Annotated in this window: 11 protein-coding genes; 2 read left to right on the forward strand and 9 right to left on the reverse strand. The window is 72.8% G+C overall.

All coding sequences use genetic code 11. From position 1 onward, the window contains the following. The first annotated feature begins 110 nt into the window (after nucleotides 1–110). Nucleotides 111–1,115 (forward strand): iron-containing redox enzyme family protein, encoded by a 1,005-nt coding sequence (locus ACQPYX_RS08705; protein ID WP_433802496.1) that lies wholly within the window; start codon nucleotides 111–113, stop codon nucleotides 1,113–1,115. Here the strand turns inward: ACQPYX_RS08705 and ACQPYX_RS08710 are convergent. The 9 genes from ACQPYX_RS08710 to ACQPYX_RS08750 all read right to left on the reverse strand — a co-directional run bounded on the left by ACQPYX_RS08710 (nucleotide 1,061) and on the right by ACQPYX_RS08750 (nucleotide 12,559). Beyond that, nucleotides 1,061–1,306 (reverse strand): CDGSH iron-sulfur domain-containing protein, encoded by a 246-nt coding sequence (locus ACQPYX_RS08710; RefSeq protein WP_433802498.1) that lies wholly within the window; start codon nucleotides 1,304–1,306, stop codon nucleotides 1,061–1,063. The two genes, ACQPYX_RS08705 and ACQPYX_RS08710, sit on opposite strands and share 55 nt — an antisense overlap. A gap of 79 nt (nucleotides 1,307–1,385) precedes the next feature. Then, nucleotides 1,386–3,179, reverse strand: coding sequence for an acyclic terpene utilization AtuA family protein (locus ACQPYX_RS08715; protein WP_433802499.1), 1,794 nt, complete (start codon nucleotides 3,177–3,179; stop codon nucleotides 1,386–1,388). Then, nucleotides 3,176–3,952: a TIGR03084 family metal-binding protein gene (locus tag ACQPYX_RS08720; RefSeq protein ID WP_433802500.1), complete on the reverse strand. Its 777-nt coding sequence runs from the start codon at nucleotides 3,950–3,952 to the stop codon at nucleotides 3,176–3,178. The genes ACQPYX_RS08715 and ACQPYX_RS08720 overlap by 4 nt, the downstream gene beginning before the upstream one ends. 16 nt (nucleotides 3,953–3,968) lie before the next feature. Further along, nucleotides 3,969–4,724 carry an enoyl-CoA hydratase/isomerase family protein gene (locus tag ACQPYX_RS08725; RefSeq protein WP_433802502.1) on the reverse strand — a complete coding sequence of 252 codons (756 nt, stop codon included), beginning with the start codon at nucleotides 4,722–4,724 and terminating at the stop codon, nucleotides 3,969–3,971. Beyond that, complete coding sequence (locus ACQPYX_RS08730; RefSeq protein ID WP_433802503.1) at nucleotides 4,721–6,220, reverse strand: class I adenylate-forming enzyme family protein; 1,500 nt, start codon at nucleotides 6,218–6,220, stop codon at nucleotides 4,721–4,723. The genes ACQPYX_RS08725 and ACQPYX_RS08730 overlap by 4 nt, the downstream gene beginning before the upstream one ends. Next, a complete protein-coding gene (locus ACQPYX_RS08735) occupies nucleotides 6,217–8,157 on the reverse strand; it encodes a biotin carboxylase N-terminal domain-containing protein (RefSeq protein WP_433802504.1) in 1,941 nt (646 codons plus the stop codon). The genes ACQPYX_RS08730 and ACQPYX_RS08735 overlap by 4 nt, the downstream gene beginning before the upstream one ends. Nucleotides 8,158–8,232: 75 nt before the next feature. Then, nucleotides 8,233–9,831, reverse strand: coding sequence for an acyl-CoA carboxylase subunit beta (locus tag ACQPYX_RS08740; RefSeq protein ID WP_433802505.1), 1,599 nt, complete (start codon nucleotides 9,829–9,831; stop codon nucleotides 8,233–8,235). 2 nt (nucleotides 9,832–9,833) lie between these two features. Continuing rightward, nucleotides 9,834–11,408, reverse strand: coding sequence for an AMP-binding protein (locus ACQPYX_RS08745; RefSeq protein WP_433802506.1), 1,575 nt, complete (start codon nucleotides 11,406–11,408; stop codon nucleotides 9,834–9,836). Beyond that, a complete protein-coding gene (locus tag ACQPYX_RS08750; protein WP_433802507.1) occupies nucleotides 11,408–12,559 on the reverse strand; it encodes an acyl-CoA dehydrogenase family protein in 1,152 nt (383 codons plus the stop codon). Before ACQPYX_RS08750 ends, ACQPYX_RS08745 begins: the two co-directional genes overlap by 1 nt. Before the next feature lie 153 nt (nucleotides 12,560–12,712). On the opposite strand from ACQPYX_RS08750, the gene ACQPYX_RS08755 reads away from it, so the two are divergent. Further along, nucleotides 12,713–13,345, forward strand: a complete 633-nt coding sequence (locus tag ACQPYX_RS08755; RefSeq protein ID WP_433802508.1) for a TetR/AcrR family transcriptional regulator — start codon at nucleotides 12,713–12,715, stop codon at nucleotides 13,343–13,345. Nucleotides 13,346–13,381: the final 36 nt, after the last annotated feature.

Genomic DNA, 13,381 nt, shown 5'->3' on the forward strand with positions numbered 1-13,381 from the left:
TACGAGCACCGACCGTCGAATCCGGTGTGATGCACACACCGCGTATGCGGAGCAGGTCGTCGGGTAGCCGGGCGGCTCGATCGCATCGACCCGTCGTCGAGGAGACCCGAGTGACCGACGTCCTCAGCCCGCCCGTCGCCCGCGCCGACGCCCTGCCGTCGGGACGGGGGCCCGTCTCGTCCGCCGTCGTCGACGTGCTCGCGGGCCGTCGTCCGGTCACCGACCTGCCGTCGGACCCGGGACTCGACCCGTACGGCGAGGACCTCCAGCTGGCGCTCTACGTCCTCTACGAGCTGCACTACCACGGGTTCGCCGAGGTCGACGCCGAGCTCGAGTGGGAGCCCGAGCTGCTCCGGCTGCGCCGCTCCCTCGAGCGGACGTTCCTGGACGCGCTCGTGGCCGAGGTCCCCGCCGGCGACGACGTGGACGCCGAGGTCGAGGCGCTGCTCGTCGAGCAGGCCGACGGGGACGGCGCGTCGTGGCGGCTCATGCGGGACGGCCGGCTCTGGCAGCTGCGCGAGTACGTCATCCACCGGTCGATCTACCACCTGAAGGAGGCCGACCCGCAGGCCTGGGTGATCCCGCGGATCGACGGCCAGGCCAAGGCGTCGCTGGTGACCGTCGAGCACGACGAGTTCGGCGGCGGCCGCGCCGAGCGGGTCCACGCCCGGGTGTTCGCCGACATGATGGACGAGCTCGGCCTCGACTCCCGCTACCACGGCTACCTGGAGGCGGCGCCCGCCGCGTCGCTCGCGCCGGTCAACCTCATGTCGCTGTGCGGGCTGCACCGCCGGTGGCGCGGGGCGTCGGTGGGGCAGTTCGCGCTGATCGAGGTGACGTCGTCGCCCGGGTCGGCGCGGCTGGTCAAGGCGATGCAGCGCCTCGGTCTGTCGGAGGCGGCGACCGCCTTCTACGTCGAGCACGTCGAGGCCGATGCGGTGCACGAGCAGCTCGTGCGGCGTGGTCTGCTGGCCGACCTCGTGGGGCGCTCGCCGGAGCTGGCCGCCGACGTGGTGTTCGGCATGCGCGCGCTGACGCTGCTCGAGGACCGGCTCTCCGATCACCTCATGCGGTCCTGGGACGCCGGGTCGTCCTCGCTGCGCACCCTGGTCTGACGGACCTTGCGCCGGTGGCTGGTGTCGCAGAACGGGAAGCGCTTGCTCCGCCGGCAGGTGCACACCGCGACCACCGGCCGCTCGGAGCGCACGATCTCGCCGTCGGGGGTCTCCAGCTCCACGGGCCCCTCGACGAGCATGGGGCCGCCGTCGGTCAGGGTCACGCGCGGGACGCGGTCGGAGTGCGGCATGCGGCGCGGCTACCCGACCCCGTCCCGCCGTCAAGCGTGAGGGGAACCCTCGCACCGCAAGAGCGCTCGCATCCTCCGGTCACGCACCGAGCAGGGCCTCCGGCACGTCCACGAGCCGGCTGCGCAGGTACTCGCCGAGTCCCTTGGCCTGCGGGTCGGGCCGGGTCGAGGAGGCGACGCCGTCGCCGAGGATCCCGTGCACGACGACGTTCACGGCGCGCAGGTTCGGCAGCGGGTGCACGTCGATCGCCAGGTCGGCGACCTCCGCTCCGAGCAGCTCCCGCACCCGGTCCGGCGTGAGGAAGTCCTGCAGCCAGGCGTGCGCGGCGTCGGTGCGCGCCCAGACCCCGATGTTCGCGTTCCCGCCCTTGTCGCCCGAGCGCGCGCCGACGACCGTGCCGAGGGGGACGCGGCGGGTCGGGCCCACCTCCCCCCGTGGCAGGAAAGCGTCGTTGCTGTCACCGGATGACAGCAACGACGCTTCGCTGCCACTGGGGGAGGTGGTGGGCGGGTCCGCCACCACCCGCCGCTCGCCGTCCGAGAGCACCACGGTCTGCGTCACCGCCGAGCGCGGCACCGCCGCCGGTCGGTAGACCCCGAACGCCGACTCGGCACTGGGCGGTGTCGTGGTGTGGAAGCCCGCGTAGCCGCCGAGCGCGAGTTCCATCGTCGCGTTGGAGAACGCGCGCCCGACCACGCGCGGGTCGGGGTCCTTCACCGTGATCCTCAGGTGCGCGGTGGCCTCGGCGTTCGACGCGGCGTCGGGGTGGTCGAAGCGCAGCAGCCGGACGTCGACCTCGGCGAACCGGTCCCGACCCCCGAGCACGTCGAAGAGCATCTGTTCGGCGAACGCGGCCTTCGCCTCGATGTCGAGCCCGGTGAGCACGAGCGTCATCGCGTTCCGGTAGCCGCCGGCGTCGTTGAGCGCCACCTTCAGCGTCTCCGGCGGCGCCGACCCGCGCACCCCCGAGATCCGCACCCGGTGCTCGCCGTCCTGGGCCAGCGTGATCGTGTCGAAGTGCGTGGTGCAGTCCGGCCCGAGGTACGCGGGCGTGGCGATCTCGTACAGCAGCTGCGCGGTGACGGTGCCGACCGAGACCAGTCCGCCCGTGCCCGGGTGCTTCGTGATCACCGACGAGCCGTCGGCGTCGACTTCGGCGATCGGGAACCCGGGATAGCGGCGGTCGGTGATCTCGTCGAGGAACGAGTAGTTGCCGCCGGTCGCCTGCGGGCCGCACTCGATGACGTGTCCGGCGACGACGGCGCCGGCGAGCGCGTCGAAGGCGTCGCGGTCCCACCCGTGCCACCATGCGGCCGGTCCCACGACCAGCGACGCATCGGTGACCCGCCCCGTCACCACCACGTCCGCGCCTGCGGCGAGCGCCTCCGCGATGCCCCAGCCGCCCAGGTACGCGTTGGCGGAGACGGGCTTCCCGACGACCGGTGGCGTCACCTCCTCGAGCGACCCCCGGAGGTCGTCGCCCTCGACGTACGCCACCTGCGCGCCCGTTCCGAGTTCGTCGATCGCCGCCGCCAGCCCGGCCGGGTTCAGCCCGCCCGCGTTGGACACCACCTTCACGCCGCGGGCGACGCAGTCGGCGAGCACGTCGCGCATCTGGGTCAGGAACGTCTTCGCGTACCCGGCGTCGGGGTCCTTGGCCTGCGCCTTCGCGAGGATGAGCATCGTGAGCTCGGCGAGGTAGTCCCCGCAGAGCACGTCCACCGGGCCGCCGTCGAGCATCTCGCGCGCCGCACCCAGGCGGTCGCCGTAGAAGCCGGAGACGTTGCCGATCCGCACCGGACGCCCGCCGTGAGGGGAGGATGCGTCCGCCCCGGCATCGTGAGGGTTCCCCTCACGCGGAGTGGTGGTCATGAGAGTGGCTTCCTCCCCGTCCCGGCCTCGCCGGCGAACGCCTGTCCGATGCGCGCCCACTCCGTGGCGGCGTCGCCCTCGACCGTCAGGGACAGGTCGTCCCGGTGCCGCCGCTGGGTGATCAGCAGGGCGAAGTCCTCCGCCGGTCCCGTGATCCGGTCGGCCGCGTCCTCCGGTCCCCACGTCCACGTCGACCCGTCGGGCGCCACGAGCTCCACCCGGACCGGCACCTCGGGCATCGCCAACCCGTGCGCGGCGTAGCTGAACGCCCGCGCGCCGACCCCGATGTGCGCGACGTGGCGCAGCCGGTCCGACGGCGGGTGCGGCGCCCCGACCGCGTCGTACACGTCCTGGGCGTGCGCCCAGGTCTCCATGATCCGCGCGGTCAGCGACGACGCGGCGCTCATCGCCGGCCCGAACCAGGGCACGCGCGTCTTCGGGTCGAGCTCGCGGAAGGCGTCGATCAGCCCGGTGCGGGCCTCGTCGAACCAGGTCAGCATCTCCGCGCCCGACAGGTCGCGGAAGCGGGCGGCGATCGTGTCGGGACTGACCCCGCCCTCGGCGTCCATCGCGTCCTTCTCCGCCGCGAACGCCTCGGGGTCGGTCGCGGAGCGCAGGGCGACGTCGTCGAAGTAGGCCAGGTGGGAGACCTGGTCGGCCACCGTCCAGCCCTCCGCGGGGGTCTCCTGGCGCCACTGCTCCTCGGTCAGCGCCGCCAGCACCGCCCGCAGCTCGGCGGACTCGGCCCTGAGGTCGTCGGCGAGTGCGTCCATGGACACCGGCACGGTGCTACCTCCCCGTCCAGACCGGCGTGCGCTTGTCGCGGAACGCCGCCGGCCCCTCCTGTGCGTCCGCCGACCGGTAGACCGGCGCCCAGATCTCCTCGGCCCGCTCGTAGACGTCGGGCCGGGAGAGATACGCCGTCTGCTTACCAGCCCGCACCGACAGCGGGGCGTTCGCCGCGATCGTCCGCGCCAACGCCTGCGCCCGGTCCCGCAGCTCCGCCGCCGGCACCACGTGGTTCACCAGCCCCACCTCGCGCGCCCGCGCGGCGTCCAGCGGGTCGCCCGTCAGCAGGATCTCCATCGCCACCCGCGGCGGCACGAGCCACGACAGCGGCGCCGCCCACGGCGACCCGCGCCCGACCTTCACCTCCGACACCGCGAACCGCGCGTGCTCGGCCGCGACGACGAGGTCGCACTGCTGCGCGAGCAGGAAGCCGCCGGCGTAGGCGACCCCGTTGACGGCGGCGATCGTCGGCTTCGGCACGTCGATGTTCCGCCCGAACTGTGGCAGGAAGTCCGGCGGCGGGATCTCCAGCGAGGTCTCCGCCATCTCCTTGAGATCCCCGCCCGCGCAGAACGCCTTCTCACCGGCGCCGGTGAGCACCAGGACGGCGGCGCCGGAGTCGTCGACGAACCGACGTGTGCCCTCCCACAGCCCGTCGCGCACCTCCTTCGACAGCGCGTTCCGGGCCTCGGGCCGATCGATCGTCAGCCAGGCGACGCCGTCGTCGACCTCGTACGTGACTACCGGAGAGGTCACGGGAACATCCTCCGCAGGTCGGGCCGGTTGAGCTTCCCGCTGCCGGTGCGGGGGAGCGCGTCGACGATCTCGATCCGCCGCGGCCGGTGCATGCCCTGCAGGTCGGGGTGCTCGGCGCACCACCGGTGCAGCGCCTCCACGGTGACGCCGTCCCGACGCGGCACGACGACCGCGGTCACCTGCTCCACCCACCGCTCGTGCGCGGTGCCGATCACGGCGACCTCCGCGAGGTCCGGGTGGCCCGCCAGGTGCTCCTCGACCATCTGCGGGAACACGTTCTCGCCGCCGGAGACGATCATGTCGTCGATCCGGTCGACGTAGTAGAGGTAGCCGTCGGCGTCGCGGGACATCAGGTCGCCGGTGCGGAACCAGCCGTCCACGAACTTCTCCGACGTGTCCACGCCCCAGTAGCCGGGCGTCACCGCGTCGCCGCGCACCCACAGCTCGCCGACCCCGGAGTCACCCGGCTCCAGGTCCGGCGACCCGTCCACCGGCACCAGCCGCGTCCGCACGATCTGGTCCAGAGGCCGGCCCATCGAGTCCGGACGACGGGTCTCCCCGGCGCGGTAGGTCACGACGAGGCCGCTCTGCTCGGTCTGTCCGTAGATCTCCGTCCCGACGATGCCGGTGCCCGTCTCGAGCCGTTCGATCGCGGCCGTGGGCGTGCGGGACCCGCCGAACATGCAGACCCGGAACGAGTCCAGCACCACCGGGTTCTCCACCGTCCGGTTCCCGACGTCGATCATCATCGTCGAGATCAGCCCGCCGTAGGTCGGGCGCAGCTCCTCGACCAGCTCCAGCCACCGCACGACGTCCCAGCGCGGCATGAACGTGATCTGCCCGCCGCGCACCAGCATCGGCAGGCTCGCGAGCTGCAGCCCGCCGACGTGGAACATCGGCATGCAGTTCAGGACGTGGTCCTCGCCGCTGAGCTCGTAGACCTCGATCGCGCCGTCGACCTGCGCGGCGATGTTGCGGTGCGTCTGCCGCACGCCCTTGGGCACGCCGGTCGAGCCCGAGGTGTACATCAGCAGCGCGTCGTCGCCGTCCAGGCGCGGCACCACGCCGTCGAGCGGCTCCGCCCCGGCGACCGCGGAGGCGAACGAACCCTCCGCGCCCGTCGTCAGGAAGACCGGGAGGTCCTCACCGAGCACCTTCTCGACGCGGGAGACGTCCTGTGGCGGGAGGACGACGAGCCGCGCGCCCGAGTCGAGCAGCGCGTGGCGCAGCGGGGCGTCCGGGAACAGGTAGTTCAGCGGCACGCCGACCGCCCCGGCCTGCCAGCTCCCGACGATCGCGACGAGGTACTCCAGGCAGTTGGGCGCCAGGACGGCGACCCGCTCGCCCTCGCCGACGCCGGTCGCGCGGAGGTACCCGGCGAAGCGCGCCACCTGGTCGGCGAAGTCCGCGTAGGAGACTTCGGTGTCGTCCAGCCGCAGCGCCACCCGGTCGGCATGATCGGCCGCGGCACGCCGCAGGAGCGTCGCGAGGTTCATTCGACCACCGCCAGCACCTGGCGCGTCTCCACCTGGTCACCCGGGCTGACGTGCAGTTCCGCGACGACGCCGTCGACCGGCGCCGCGACCGTGTGCTCCATCTTCATGGCCTCCAGGACGACGAGGGCCGCTCCCGCGGCCACGGACTCCCCGCTCGCCGCGAGCACCCGCACCACCGTCCCCGGCATCGGCGCGAGCAGCGATCCGGCGTGTGCGACGGCGTTCGGGTCGGCGAAGCGCGGGACGTCGTCGAACGCGCTGGACCCGTCCGGCCCGTCGACGAACGTGCGTCCGGCGGCGCGGTGGACGCGGTAGGTCCGTCGCACGCCGTCGAGCGTCAGGACCACCTCCGACGGCGTCGCCGACACCAGCGCGACGGCGAGCGGCTCCCCGTCGACGGCGACGTCGAGCCCGGAGCGGCGGAACGAGTAGGCGACCTCGAGCGTCCGGTCGCCGACCGAGTACCCGACCGTCTGCGGCGGGCCGCCGACGTTGCGCCACCCCGACGGCAGGTCGCGCAGCACCCGCGCGTCCGCCCGGTGCTGCGCCTGCGCCGCGAGCGCGCCCGCGACCGCCCGCACCCGCTCGCCGGCGGGCGCACCCGGCGTCAGGAGCTCGGGGTGGCGGGGCAGGTAGCCGGTGTCGGTGCGGCCGGCGAGGAACTCCTCGTCGCGCAGGATGCCGACGAGCAGGTCGCGGTTCGTCGTGACGCCGTGGATGCCGGCGTGCGCGAGCGCGCGGGCCAAGGTCCGGGCGGCCTCGGTGCGCGTGGGGCCGTGGGCGATGACTTTGGCGAGCATCGGGTCGTAGTGCGGGCTCACGACGGAGCCGTCGATGACCCCGGCGTCGACCCGCAACCCGGGCATCGTCGGGATGGCGAAGCGGTGCAGCGTGCCGGTCGCGGGGAGGTAGCCGGCGGGGACGTCCTCGGCGTAGAGCCGGACCTCGATGGCGTGGCCGTCGATCCCAGCGCCGATCACCTCGGGCGGCAGCGGGTGCCCCTCCGCGACCCGCAGCTGCAGCGCGACCAGGTCCAGGCCCGTGACGAGTTCGGTCACCGGGTGCTCGACCTGCAGCCGCGTGTTGACCTCGAGGAAGAAGAAGCGCCGGTCGGCGTCGAGGACGAACTCGACGGTGCCCGCGCCGGTGTAGCCGATGGCCTTCCCGGCGGCGACGGCGGCCGCGCCCAGCTCGGCGCGCAGGGTCGCGTCGACCGCGGGGGAGGGGCTCTCCTCCACGATCTTCTGGTAGCGCCGCTGGATGGAGCACTCGCGCTCGAAGAGGTGGACCACCTCGCCGTGGCTGTCGCCGAGGATCTGGACCTCGACGTGGCGCGGGTCCTCGACGTACCGCTCGAGGAACACCGTCCCGTCGCCGAAGGCCGCCGCAGCCTCCCGGCGGGCGCCCTCGACGGCGCCGGCCAGGTCCGACTCCCGCCGCACGATCCGCATCCCGCGCCCACCGCCGCCGAACGCGGCCTTGACCAGCACGGGGAAGTCGAGGTCGGTCGGCAGGGGAGCGCCCTCGGGCAGGGTCGCGCCCGGCAGCACGGGCACGCCGGCCGCGTCCATCAGCGCCTTCGCCTCGAGCTTCGAACCCATCGAGGCGATCGCGTCGGGGGAGGGCCCGACGAAGGTCAGGCCCGCCGCCGCGCAGTCCCGGGCGAACCCCGCGTTCTCGGAGAGGAACCCGTAGCCGGGGTGCACGGCGTCGGCGCCCGTGGCGCGGGCGGCCTCAATGACGAGGTCGGCGCGCAGGTAGGTCTCGGTCGGCGACGCGCCCGGCAGCCGGACCGCCTCGTCGGCGAGGGCGACGAACGGGGCGTCGGCGTCCGGGTCGGAGTACACGGCGACGGTGTCGATGCCCAGCGCCTGCGCGGTGCGCATGACGCGGGCGGCGATCTCGCCGCGGTTGGCGATCAGCAGCTTGGTGATCATGATGTGCGCTCCGCGCCTGTGAGTACTAATCCGTGCTCTGGCACGGATTAGTACTCACAGGGCGAAGCCACCTCCTCACATCCGGAACGTGCCGTAGCCACGACGGCCGGCGACGGGGTTCGAGTGGACGGCCGAGAGCGACAGGCCGAGGACGGTGCGGGTGTCGCGGGGGTCGACGATTCCGTCGTCGTAGAGCTTCCCGGAGATGTAGAAGCTGTGGGACTCGGCCTCGATCTGCGCCTCGATCGCCCGGGTGCGGGCGGCGTCCGCCTCCTCGTCGAACGGCTTGCCCTGCGACTGCGCGGATGCCCGCCCGACGATCGACATGACTCCGGCCAGCTGCGCCGCGCCCATGACGGCGAGCTTCGCGCCGGGCCAGGCGAACATCAGCCGCGGGTCGTACGCCCGGCCCGACATGCCGTAGTTCCCGGCCCCGAACGACGACGCCATGTTGATCGTCAGGTGCGGGACCTGGCTGTTCGTCACCGCGTTGATCATCTTGGCGCCGTCCTTGATGATCCCGCCCTGCTCGTAGTCGGTGCCGACCATGTAGCCGGTGGTGTTCTGCAGGAAGATCAGCGGGGTGTCGGTCTGGTTGGCGAGCAGGATGAACTCGCTGGCCTTCTTCGCCTCCTCGGAGAACAGCACGCCGCGGTGGTTCGCGAGGACGCCGACCGGATAGCCGTGGATGCTCGCCCACCCGGTCACCAGAGAGGTGCCGTAGAGCGGCTTGTACTCGTCGAACTCCGAGCCGTCGACGGTGCGGGCGAGCACCTCGCGCGGATCGAAGGGCACCTTCGGGTCGGGCGGCAGGATCCCGAGGATCTCCTCCGGGTCGTACGTCGGGGGCGCCGGGTTCCGGGCGGGACGAGGCCCGAGCTTGCGCCAGTGGAACCGCGACACGATCTCGCGGCCGAGCCGGATCGCGTCGCGCTCGTCGGTGGCGAAGTAGTCCGACAGGCCCGAGACCCGGGAGTGCATCTCCGCGCCGCCGAGCGCCTCGTCGTCGGCGGTCTCGCCGGTCGCCATCTTCACCAGCGGCGGCCCGCCGAGGAACACCTTCGCCGCGCGGTCGACGAGTACGGCGTAGTCGCACATGCCGGGCACGTAGGCGCCACCGGCGGTGGAGTTGCCGAACACCAGCGCCACCGTCGGGATCGCCATCGACGACAGCTCGGTGAGCTCGTGGAAGATCCGCCCCGCCGGCACGAACAGGTCGGCCTGGGTCGGCAGGTCCGCCCCGCCGGACTCGACGAGGTTGATCACCGGCAGCCGGTTCAGCCGCGCGATCTCGAGGGCCCGCAGCGTCTTGCGCAGCGAGTACGGGTTCATCGCGCCGCCGCGGACCGTCGGGTCGTGCCCGATGACCAGGCACTCCACGCCGGACACGACCCCGATCCCGGTCAGCACCGACGCCCCGACCGTGAAGTCCGTGCCCCACGCGGCGAGCGGGGAGAGCTCGAGGAACGGCGAGTCCGGGTCGAGCAGGAGCGCGAGCCGCTCGCGCACCGGCAGCTTCCCGCGGTCGCGGTGCCGCTGGGTGTACCGCTCGCCACCGCCCGCCACGGCGAGCTCGAGCTGCTCGTCGAGCTGCGCGATCACCTCGAGCTGCTGCTTGCGGTTGCTCCTGTACGTTTCCGACGACGGGTCGAGCAGGCTGGTCAGGACCGCCATGCCTAGCGCCCTCCGTAGTGCATCGCGTGGGTCTCCCGGACGACGTTCTTCTGGATCTTTCCGGTGGAGGTACGCGGCAGCTCGTTCTCGACGATGACGGCCTTCGGCACCTTGTAGCCGTCGAGCCGGTCCTTGAGCGCCGCGGTGAGCTTCTCGGCGTCGATCGTCGCGCCCGGCTTCGGGACGACGACGGCCGTGATCGCCTCGCTCCACCGCGCGTGCGGCAGTCCGACCACGACGACCTCGGCGACGTCCGGCTCGGCGTCGTACACCGCCCGCTCGACCTCGAGCGACGCGACGTTCTCGCCGCCGGTCTTGATGACGTCCTTCGTCCGGTCGGCGAACCAGAGCACGCCGTCCTCGCCGAAGCGTCCGACGTCGCCGGAGTGGAACCAGCCGTGTGCGAACGCGGTGGCGGTCGCGGCCTCGTCGTGCAGGTAGCCCTGCATCGTCGAGGGCCCGCGGTAGACGATCTCGCCCTGCTCGCCGGGCGGCAGCAGGCCGCCGTCGGGACCCATGATCGCGACCTGCACGCCCGTCAGCGGCGTCCCGACCGATCCGACGTGGCTGAGCTGGTGCTCCGGGCGGAACAGCGTGGTGATCGGCGACATCTCGGTCTGGCCGAACAACAGCGCGAAGTCGCAGCGGTAGCCCTCGAGGCAGGCCTGGATCTGCGCTTCGGGCATCGGCGCCATGGCGTAGACGGCGCGCCTGAGGCTCGACAGGTCGCGGTCGGCGAAGGACGGGTGATCGAGCGCCGCGCGGTACATCATCGGCAGCCCGAAGACCTGCGTGATGCCCTCGGTCTCGATCGTCGTCAGGAACCGCTCCGGGTCGAAGCCACGGTGCACGTGGATCGTCGCGCCGACGACCACCGCGGGCGTGCAGAACGCGTTGAGCTGCGCGGTGTGGAACATCGGCATCATCGCGAGGAACCGGTCGGCGGCGCTCCAGCCCGAGTCCAGCGCCGCGGACATCGACTCGAGGTGGATGCCGAGGTGCGTGCCGACCACGCCCTTCGGGAACGACGTGGTGCCCGAGGTGTAGAGGTAGCTCAGCGCCGCGCGGTCGTCGATCGCGACCTCGACGGGGGAGTCGTCGGCCGACTCGAGCTCCGCCAGCGTCTGCTCGCTCGCGTCTCCGGTGCCCGGGGCCACGAACACGTCGGCGACGGACGGGACCTTCCCGACGGCGGCCGTGATCGGCTCGAGCAGCTGTCTCTCGACGACGATGCCGCGGGCCTGCGAGTGCCCGAGCACGTAGGCGACCTCGTCGGGTCGCCAGCCGAGGTTGATCGGCACGCACACCACGCCGGTCTTCGCGCAGGCGTAGTAGACGGCGAGGAACTCGGCGCTGTTGCCGGCCGCGAGCGCGAGGGCGTCGCCGACCGCGTAGCCGCGGGCCAGGAGCCCGTGGCCGAGGCGGTTCACCCAGGCGTCGAACTCGGCGTAGGTCCAGCGTCGGTCACCGTCCACGACGGCGAGCTGCGCGGGCCGGGCGAAGGCGCTGCGGGTGAGGGCGTCGCCGACGTTGATCCGCTGGACGAGGTTGCGCTGGAGGTCTGGTTGCTGGTCCATCAGTACGACCTCGGCAGACCCAGGCTGTGCTGCGCCACGAAGTTCAGCACCATCTCGCGGTTCACCGGTGCGATCCGCAGCAGCCGGGCGAGACCCCAGTAGGGGAGGAGGCCGAACTCCTGGGAGACGCCGTTGCCGCCGTGGGTCTGCATCGCGGCGTCGCAGGCGGCGATCGCGGCCTCGGCGGCGGCGTACTTCGCCATGTTCGACGCCTCACCGGCCGGCAGCCCCCGGTCGTGCAGCCACGCGGCCTTCTGCGTCATCAGCGCGGCGAGCTCGGTCTCGATCTTGGCCTTCGCGAGGGGGTGGGACACGCCCTGGTGGGCGCCGATCGGGCGGTCCCAGACCTGGCGGTCGTTGGCGTAGCGCGTGGCCCGGGACAGCGCGTACCGGGCGATGCCGACGCACAGCGCCGCCCCGGTGATCCGCTCCGGGTTGAGGCCGTGGAAGACCTGCTTGAACCCCTGGTTCTCGTCGCCGACCAGCGCGGAGGCGGGCACCCGGACGTCGTCGAACCGCAGCGTGAACTGCTTCTCCGGCAGGAGCACGTCCACCGGCAGCGGCACCTTCTGCAGGCCCTCGGCGTCGGTGGGCACGAGGAAGAGCGAGAGCTGGGCCTTCCCGTTCGCGTCGGTGCCGGTGCGCGCGACGAGCAGCAGCGCCTCGGCGTCGTCCACGCCGGAGATGTAGTACTTCTCGCCTCGGATCACCCACTCGTCGCCCTCGCGGCGGGCGTTGGTCGAGAGCTGGAGGGTGTTCGACCCGGCGCCCGGCTCGGTGATCGCGAAGACGACCTTCTCCCGGCCCGCCGCGAGCCCCGGCAGCCACTCCTTGCGCTGCTCCTCGGTGCCGTACGTGGCGATGACCTCGGCCGAGATCGCGTGCGTCACCAGCAGCAGGAGGATCGGCGCCCCCTGGGCCGCGGTCTCCTCGCAGACCAGGGCGAGCTCGACCATGCCGCCGCCCCCGCCGCCGTGGGCCTCGGGGACGGAGACGCCGATGTACCCGGCGTCGCCGAGGGCGTGCCACAGCTCGGTGCACTCGGCGCCGCGCCGGGCGTGGTCGACGTAGTAGTCGCCGCCGAACGGCGCGGACGCCTTCGCGACGGCGGCCCGCAGGTCGCGGTGCTCATCGGTCTCCACGAAGTCCACGCCGACTCCCCGTCTTGTGACTGGCGGTTCACTCAGGCCGTACCGTAGCGTCCGCGCGGACGGACCGATAGGTGCCTTCGGCCCGTGAGCACTTTCCGTGGTCCTGGGCACGGAAAGTGCTCACATGCGCGCAGCGCACCTGAGGAGGTGCCCATGACCGAGGCGGAGCCGACGCTCGCGCTGGCCGGGGAGCCGGACGCGACGCGCACCCCGGCCCGCCGGCCTCGTCGTCGGGACCCCGCCCGCAAGGACCGCATCCTCGCCGCCGCGGCCGAACTCGTGGCGAAGCACGGCTACCACGCCGTCGGCATGGCCGACATCGGCGCGGCGGCGGGCATCGTCGGGTCGGGCATCTACCGCCACTTCGGCTCCAAGTCGGCGCTGCTCTCCGCCCTGCTCGAGCAGCTCATGGACGAGATGCAGCGGACCGGGGCCGCCGCCGTCGCCGACGCGGGCGACGACCGCGAGGCCCTGGAACGACTGGTCGCCAACCACGTGCGGTTCGCGATCGAGGACCGCCGCCTGCTGCAGGTCTACTACCGCGAGGCCCACCACCTGCCCGAGGACGACCTCCGTCGGCTGCGCCGCGCCCAGCGCCACTACGTCGAGGAGTGGGTCATCGTGCTGACCCCGCTGCGCCGCGAGCTCTCCGACGCCGAGCTGCGCGTCGTCGTGCACGCGGCGCTCGGCACCACGCAGGCGGTGCTCTTCCACCACAGCGGCCTCCCCGCCGAGCGGCTCGCCGAGATGCTGGGCGGGATGGCCCGCGGCGTCCTCGGATTGTGAACCGCGGATGACTCGGGGCTTGCGTTCGTCCGGGTC

The sequence above is a fragment of the Actinomycetospora sp. CA-084318 genome (assembly GCF_050955885.1).
Classification (GTDB): Bacteria; Actinomycetota; Actinomycetes; order Mycobacteriales; family Pseudonocardiaceae; genus Actinomycetospora.

Excerpts from the sequence above, each read along its gene's own strand:
- ACQPYX_RS08710 (WP_433802498.1), bottom strand. The coding sequence starts at position 1,306 with ATGCCGCACTCCGACCGCGTCCCGCGCGTGACCCTGACCGACGGCGGC.
- ACQPYX_RS08715 (WP_433802499.1), bottom strand. The coding sequence starts at position 3,179 with ATGACCACCACTCCGCGTGAGGGGAACCCTCACGATGCCGGGGCGGAC.
- ACQPYX_RS08720 (WP_433802500.1), bottom strand. The coding sequence starts at position 3,952 with ATGGACGCACTCGCCGACGACCTCAGGGCCGAGTCCGCCGAGCTGCGG.
- ACQPYX_RS08730 (WP_433802503.1), bottom strand. The coding sequence starts at position 6,220 with ATGAACCTCGCGACGCTCCTGCGGCGTGCCGCGGCCGATCATGCCGAC.
- ACQPYX_RS08735 (WP_433802504.1), bottom strand. The coding sequence starts at position 8,157 with ATGATCACCAAGCTGCTGATCGCCAACCGCGGCGAGATCGCCGCCCGC.
- ACQPYX_RS08740 (WP_433802505.1), bottom strand. The coding sequence starts at position 9,831 with ATGGCGGTCCTGACCAGCCTGCTCGACCCGTCGTCGGAAACGTACAGG.
- ACQPYX_RS08745 (WP_433802506.1), bottom strand. The coding sequence starts at position 11,408 with ATGGACCAGCAACCAGACCTCCAGCGCAACCTCGTCCAGCGGATCAAC.
- ACQPYX_RS08755 (WP_433802508.1), top strand. The coding sequence starts at position 12,713 with ATGACCGAGGCGGAGCCGACGCTCGCGCTGGCCGGGGAGCCGGACGCG.